This is a genomic window from Glaciimonas immobilis (assembly GCF_011947285.1).
Lineage (GTDB): Bacteria > Pseudomonadota > Gammaproteobacteria > Burkholderiales > Burkholderiaceae_D > Glaciimonas > Glaciimonas immobilis.
Window position 1 is genome coordinate 21,652 of sequence record NZ_JAAOZT010000023.1, and the last position, 6,755, is coordinate 28,406.

The 6,755-nt window shown below is 52.1% G+C and carries 3 protein-coding genes; 1 reads left to right on the plus strand and 2 read right to left on the minus strand.

Annotated features, from left to right (window positions below; translation table 11 throughout):
* Positions 1 to 75: 75 nt before the first annotated feature.
* On the minus strand, positions 76 to 4,083 hold the full coding sequence (purL, locus tag HAV38_RS21400; RefSeq protein WP_168057433.1) for a phosphoribosylformylglycinamidine synthase: 4,008 nt from the start codon (positions 4,081 to 4,083) through the stop codon (positions 76 to 78).
* A 290-nt stretch (positions 4,084 to 4,373) separates the two neighbouring features.
* Positions 4,374 to 5,396 carry a zinc-binding alcohol dehydrogenase family protein gene (locus HAV38_RS21405; protein ID WP_168057435.1) on the minus strand — a complete coding sequence of 341 codons (1,023 nt, stop codon included), beginning with the start codon at positions 5,394 to 5,396 and terminating at the stop codon, positions 4,374 to 4,376.
* 110 nt (positions 5,397 to 5,506) lie between these two features.
* Between HAV38_RS21405 and HAV38_RS21410 the strand changes: the two genes are divergently transcribed.
* Positions 5,507 to 6,418: a LysR family transcriptional regulator gene (locus HAV38_RS21410; protein WP_168057437.1), complete on the plus strand. Its 912-nt coding sequence runs from the start codon at positions 5,507 to 5,509 to the stop codon at positions 6,416 to 6,418.
* Positions 6,419 to 6,755 lie beyond the last annotated feature (337 nt).

Here is a 6,755-nt window from a genome sequence, read left to right on the forward strand (position 1 = left end):
AAAAGCAGTTTGCCTTCCGCCCTACTCTATTCTTTACCCGTTGCCGACATCGGACATCGACATCGTGCTAACCGATCAACCGACCCAGGTTCGCGCATTACGGAACATGCGCATCCATGGCGAATCTTCGCCCCAACCTTCAGGATGCCAGGACTGCTGCACCGTGCGGAACACCCGTTCGGCGTGCGGCATGATCGCGTTAAACCGGCCATCAGCAGTAGTCACCGCCGTAATCCCCTGCGGCGAACCATTTGGATTGTACGGATACGCTTCGCTTACCTGGCCTTTGTTGTCCACATAACGCATCCCGACCAGCGCCTGATTAATATCGCCGGTTTGTGAGAAGTCGGCAAAGCCTTCGCCATGCGCGACGGCAATCGCGGTTTGCGTGCCTGCCATACCTTGCAAGAAGATCGACGGAGACTCTTCGATTTGCACCATCGAAAACCGGCCTTCAAATTTCTCTGATTTATTGCGGGTGAATTTAGGCCACGCTTCGGCACCGGGAATGATACCTTTTAAATTGGCAATCATTTGACAACCGTTGCAGATACCCAATGCAAACGTATCGGTCCGATTGAAGAACAACGAGAATTGTTCAGCCAAAGTCATATTAAACAAAATAGTCTTGGCCCAGCCTTCGCCCGCACCCAGCACGTCGCCGTAAGAAAATCCGCCCACGGCAATAAAAGCCTTGAAATCATCAAGTCGGGCGCGTCCGGCAATCAGGTCGCTCATGTGAACATCGACCGCTGTAAATCCGGCCTTGTGCATGACGTACGCGGTTTCAATGTGTGAGTTGACGCCTTGCTCACGCAGAATCGCCACGCGTGGTTTTGCACCGACATTAATAAATGGGGCGGCCACGTCCTGCTGTAAATCAAAAGTGATTTTTGGTGTGATACCCGGGTCAAGCACGTCCAGAATGCGATCATATTCGGCATCGGCACTGGCTGGATTGTCGCGCAAGCGGGCGATACGCCAGCTAGTTTCACTCCACAAGCGTTGGAGCGCAATCCGCGACTGGTTGTAGATAACCTTGCCGTCCCGGGTGAATTCAATCACGTCGCGTGCATCAGGTTTGCCAATGATGTGGCTGCATGCGCCCAGATTGTAGGTCCGCAGTACGTTCATGACTTCCGACTTTTGCTCGGCGCGCACCTGAATCACGGCACCCAGTTCTTCGCTGAACAAGGCGCGCAACGTCAATTCGTTACGACGCTCTGACACCTGACCGGCCCAATTCTTCGAATCACCCCAATCGGCGGCGTGCTCGCTTTCCATTGCAAGGATATCGAGATTGACCGAGAAGCCTGTGTGACCGGCAAATGCCATTTCGCACAACGTCGTGTACAAACCGCCGTCCGAACGATCATGGTAAGCCAGCAATTTGTCTTCGTTATTCAGTTGCTGAATGGCGTTGAAAAAACCTTTCAGGTCTTCGGCGCTATCGACATCCGGCGTTTCATTACCGATCTGTTGCATGACTTGCGTCAGCGCAGATGCACCCATGCGGTTCTTGCCACGGCCCAGATCAATAAAAATCAATGCTGTGTTTCCTGCATCCGTACGCAGTTGCGGCGTCAAAACACGTCGTACATCGGTGACCGGGGCGAACGCGGAGACGATTAATGACACGGGCGACGTGACGGCCTTGTTCGCCGCCTCATCCTTCCACGTGGTCCGCATTGAAAGCGAATCCTTACCGACCGGAATGCTAATGCCAAGTGCAGGACACAATTCCATACCGACCGCTTTAACGGTATCAAACAACGCCGCATCCTGGCCCGGCTGACCGCATGCTGCCATCCAGTTGGCTGACAATTTGATATCCGAGATATTTGCTATTGGTGCGGCGGCGATGTTGGTCAGCGCTTCACCGACCGCCATGCGACCGGACGCGGCGGCGTTGATCACCGCCAGTGGCGTGCGCTCGCCCATCGACATCGCCTCGCCCAGATAGCCCTCAAAACTCATCGTGGTAACCGCGCAATCAGCCACCGGAATCTGCCAAGGACCGACCATCTGATCGCGTACCGAAGTCGCGCCGACCGTGCGGTCACCGATGGTGATCAAAAACGACTTATCTGCTACCGTCGGCAACTTCAAAACGCGTTGCGATACTTCTAGCAAATCCATACCGGTCAGATCAACCGCAGGCAAATGTTGGGCGACACGTTGCACGTCACGATGCATCTTCGGCGGTTTGCCTAGCAATACATCCATTGGCATATCGACAGGATTGTTATTGTGTTGCGGATCAATGACCTTTAATTGCCGCTCTTCGGTGGCAGTACCAACTACGGCGAACAGGCAGCGTTCACGCTGGCAAAAGTACTCAAACAGCGGCAAACTCTCGGGCGCAATTGCCATCACGTAGCGCTCTTGTGATTCGTTACTCCAGATTTCTTTTGGTGCCATTCCGCTTTCTTCGAGCGGCACTTTGCGTAGATCAAAAATCGCGCCACGTTTTGCGTCGTTGGTAATCTCGGGGAACGCGTTGGACAAACCACCAGCGCCGACGTCATGGATCGACAAAATCGGATTAGTGTCGCCCATCGACCAGCAAGCGTTAATCACTTCTTGTGCACGTCGTTCCATTTCAGGATTACCGCGTTGCACCGAATCAAAATCCAGATCAGCGGTATTGGTGCCGGTCGCCATCGACGACGCCGCGCTGCCGCCCATGCCGATACGCATGCCCGGGCCGCCCAACTGGATCAACAGACTGCCGACTGGTAAAGCGTTCTTGAATGTATGTTTGTCCGAGATACTGCCAATACCGCCCGCGATCATGATCGGCTTGTGATAACCGTGCACGTTGCCCGCGACATTTTGCTCGTATGTTCGGAAGTAACCGCCTAATATTGGACGACCAAATTCATTATTGAAAGCAGCGCCGCCCAACGGTCCATCGATCATAATCTGTAGCGGTGAGGCGATGCGGTCCGGCTTGCCATAGATTGCACGGGTGTCGTCAGCATTCACTGTCGTCACATCGGCAGCGTTTTCCCACGCTTGATTAGCGTCTGGAAGCATTAAATTAGAGACGGTGAATCCAGTTAATCCGGCCTTTGGTTTAGCGCCGCGACCCGTTGCGCCCTCGTCACGAATTTCACCGCCAGCTCCGGTCGATGCGCCGGGGAATGGTGAAATAGCGGTTGGATGGTTGTGGGTCTCAACCTTCATCAAAATGTGGGTCAACTCATCTGAAGATTCGTATACATTACCGTTGGCAGCCCCACGTGGATAAAAGCGGGAGACGGTTGCGCCCTCGATGATCGAGGAGTTATCGCTATACGCCACCACGGTCCCTTGCGGATGTAGTTCGTGCGTATTCTTGATCATGGCGAACAGCGACTTGTCTTGCGTCTCGCCATCAATCGTCCAGTCTGCATTGAAAATCTTGTGGCGACAATGCTCGCTGTTTGCCTGCGCAAACATCATCAACTCAACGTCGGTCGGATTACGTTCAGCGCGGGTGAAGGCGGCCATCAGATAATCGATCTCATCGTCAGACAAAGCGAGGCCGAGCGCAGTGTTCGCGTTCTCCAGCGCCGCTTTTCCGCCGCTCAAAATATCAATTGAGGCCAAGGGCGCTGCTTCTAGTTCACGAAACAAATCGCTGGCGGCTTCGGCGCTGCGCAATACGGTTTCCGTCATGCGGTCATGCAAGATATCGGCAATCGCCTGAATACTGGCCTCACTCAGCTTTTTAACGCCGCCGAGTAATCCTGACTTCATTTGAATTTGATAAGCAATACCGCGTTCGATACGTTTGATCTGCGTCATGCCGCAGTTGCGGGCGATGTCGGTTGCTTTACTGGCCCAGGGAGAAATCGTACCAAAACGCGGAATGACGATAAACACTTCGCCGCCGCTGGTGCCATCAAAAGGGTCACCATAAGTCAGTAACGCTTGCAAACGACCCAGATCGTCCTGACCCAAAGTGGCGGATGCATCGACAAAATGATCATAACGTCCGGCAACTCCGGCGATATTGACATCGATCAATTGCAGTTGAGATAAAAGACGTTGGGAGCGAAAAGCAGGAAGGGCATTAGAACCCGGCAAAATCAACATGGCGATATGGAGGGGTTGTGCAGCATAAGCCGCGGGTTAAATCCGGAATGGCCATTATACAGCCATGCCTAGTCACACGCTCTGCTCAGCGCGTGAAAAACGGGATTTAAGTGTCATATAGGCGTTATTCGATACACAATGCGGAATCAGCGCAACGCGAAAATTGCGCGACCCCGCCTCCTGGGGGCCTCTTACGCCGACCTAAATCACCATTTAGCTATATTATTATGCACTTTTGGGAGTAGATTCGACGTAATTCCGCAATACTAATTTACTGGCAAATATGCAGCTCAGAAATCCTTAAGCACGATCTTACCAATCACATGGCCTGCCTCTAATGCGGCATGCGCCTGCCGCAAGTTAGTGGCGTTGATCGGCAATAAGACCTTGCCCAACGTTGTGACAAGCACGTTGCTGTCAATCAGTCGTGCAACTTCGTTCAATAAATCACCTTGCGCCTGCATATCTGGCGTTTGGAACATTGAACGCGTGAACATGAATTCCCAGACAAAACCCGCGCTTTTTGATTTCAGCAAACTAACATCCAGCGGCTTTGCGTTCTCTACAATGGTGCATATCATTCCTTGTGGCGCGATCACCGCCGCCGCCATAGGGAAATGCTGATCGGTGTCGTTAAGAATCAAGACAAAATCGACTGTTTGAAATCCGCATTCGGCCAATTGTGACTGCACATCACCAAAGTGATTTACGACGTGATGCGCACCCAAATCACGGACCCACTTTTCCGACTCGGGGCGCGACGCGGTAGCGATGACCGTCAGGCCAGCAACTTTCGCCGCCAATTGAATCGCAATTGAGCCAACGCCACCCGCGCCGCCAATGATTAATATCGTTTTATTAAGTATTGTTGGTTGCGACGGTACCGAAACCTTTAAACGGTCAAATAACGCTTCCCACGCAGTGATGGCAGTCAGTGGCAACGCAGCCGCCTGCTCAAAACTGTGTGATACAGCCATGTTGCCGACGATACGCTCGTCGACCAGTTGAAACTCGCTATTAGTACCGGGACGCGTGATATCGCCCGCATAAAATACTTTATCACCGACCTTAAAGTTACTGACGTCTGGCCCAACCGCTTGCACTACGCCGGCAGCATCCCAGCCCAACACGCGCGGTGTCTCTTCTACCTTGGCTTTGGGTGCGCGCACTTTTGTGTCGACTGGATTGACAGCAATCGCTTTGACTGCAACCAATAGGTCGCGACCTGAAGGCGTTGGCGTAGGCAGCGTCACGTCAAGAAACGCGTCCGGGTGATCGATCGGCAAATAGTGGGTTAAAGCAACGGCTTTCATGAGTGCTCCTGATAGGAAATAAAAAATTGAATGTAGCTCAAGGATTATCCTCGTTTGCGTTAATTTATAAATAGCCTATTATTAGATTCACTTTCAAAAAAAAATTGATAATGTATTCAGTCACTGACATCCAGCTTTTTGTACTTACGGCAGATTTGGGAAGCTTGTCCAAGGCGGCACGCCAACTCGATTTAGTTCCGGCGACCGCGAGCGCCAGCCTGAAGCGAATGGAAGTACATTTGAATACGCGATTATTCGTGCGTTCAACACGCAGTCTGCGCCTGACCCCGGAAGGTACGCTATTTCTGGAATACGGTCGCCAAGCATTGATACTATTAAACCAAGGCGAAGCATTGCTGCGCAGCGATGGAGAAATTAAAGGACATCTACGTTTATCGATGCCAGCAGATGTAGGTAGAAACATATTGCTGCCGTGGCTGAATGCCTTCCAGAAAACCTATCCGAAAGTAACGCTGGCACTGCAATTCTCCGACCGGATCATCGATTTATTCAGTGCGCCAATTGATGTGGCGTTTCGGTATGGAAAACTGGATGACTCATCGTTAATCTCGCAACCGTTGGCGGCCAGTCGGCGCGTAGCAGTAGCTTCGCCCGCCTATATCACCGAACACGGCGCCCCGGCCACGCCAAAAGAATTAGTCAACCATAACTGTTTATTATTTTATCTGGAGCGCGGCTTATTCAACAACTGGCGCTTTCATTCGGGCAAAAATGCGATTGATATAAAGGTGCGCGGTGACCGCATGACGGACGACGCCGCCATCGCGCGCGGTTGGGCCATCGCCGGACTCGGTATCGCCTATAAATCCTGGCTGGACGTCAGGGAAGATTTGGCGGAGGGCAAACTCGTCACGCTACTCGACAATTACGTCGGCGAAGAAACTCCGCTCAATATGGTCTATCCGGACCGCAGCAGTGCCTCGCCCGTCGTCCGCGCTTTACTGATATTTTTGCGTGAGAGATTTTTTGCCTTGGGAATTCCTATTGATCGGAATGGATAATCGGGTGGGAGTGGGACGTTGGTTGCGTGACTTTGCTAGCGTAGAGCGGTCTCGCATTCCAAAGGCTAACACATCTTACTGCGTTGAAATGCAAGACAAAATTTGCCAACTCAGATGTTTCTTAAACTAAGTAAAAGGAGCGAATATGCACCGGATGCACCAATTGCGTGTTTTTTGAACGTTGCTGAAGGCTGTTTGCGTTTAGACTTCCTGCATCGTTTATACCGCCGCGATGTCCTTGCATCGTTCTCATGCTTAGTTGTCACCTTTAGTTTCCACGCTCGTTAGCGGAAGGTTTGTCCATGTCCAGCAGTCGCACACTGTGCGCGTATTCCAG

What these genes read in the sequence shown, in the direction of transcription:
- purL (WP_168057433.1), bottom strand. Translation starts at nt 4,083, where the DNA reads ATGTTGATTTTGCCGGGTTCTAATGCCCTTCCTGCTTTTCGCTCCCAA.
- HAV38_RS21410 (WP_168057437.1), top strand. Translation starts at nt 5,507, where the DNA reads ATGTATTCAGTCACTGACATCCAGCTTTTTGTACTTACGGCAGATTTG.
- HAV38_RS21405 (WP_168057435.1), bottom strand. Translation starts at nt 5,396, where the DNA reads ATGAAAGCCGTTGCTTTAACCCACTATTTGCCGATCGATCACCCGGAC.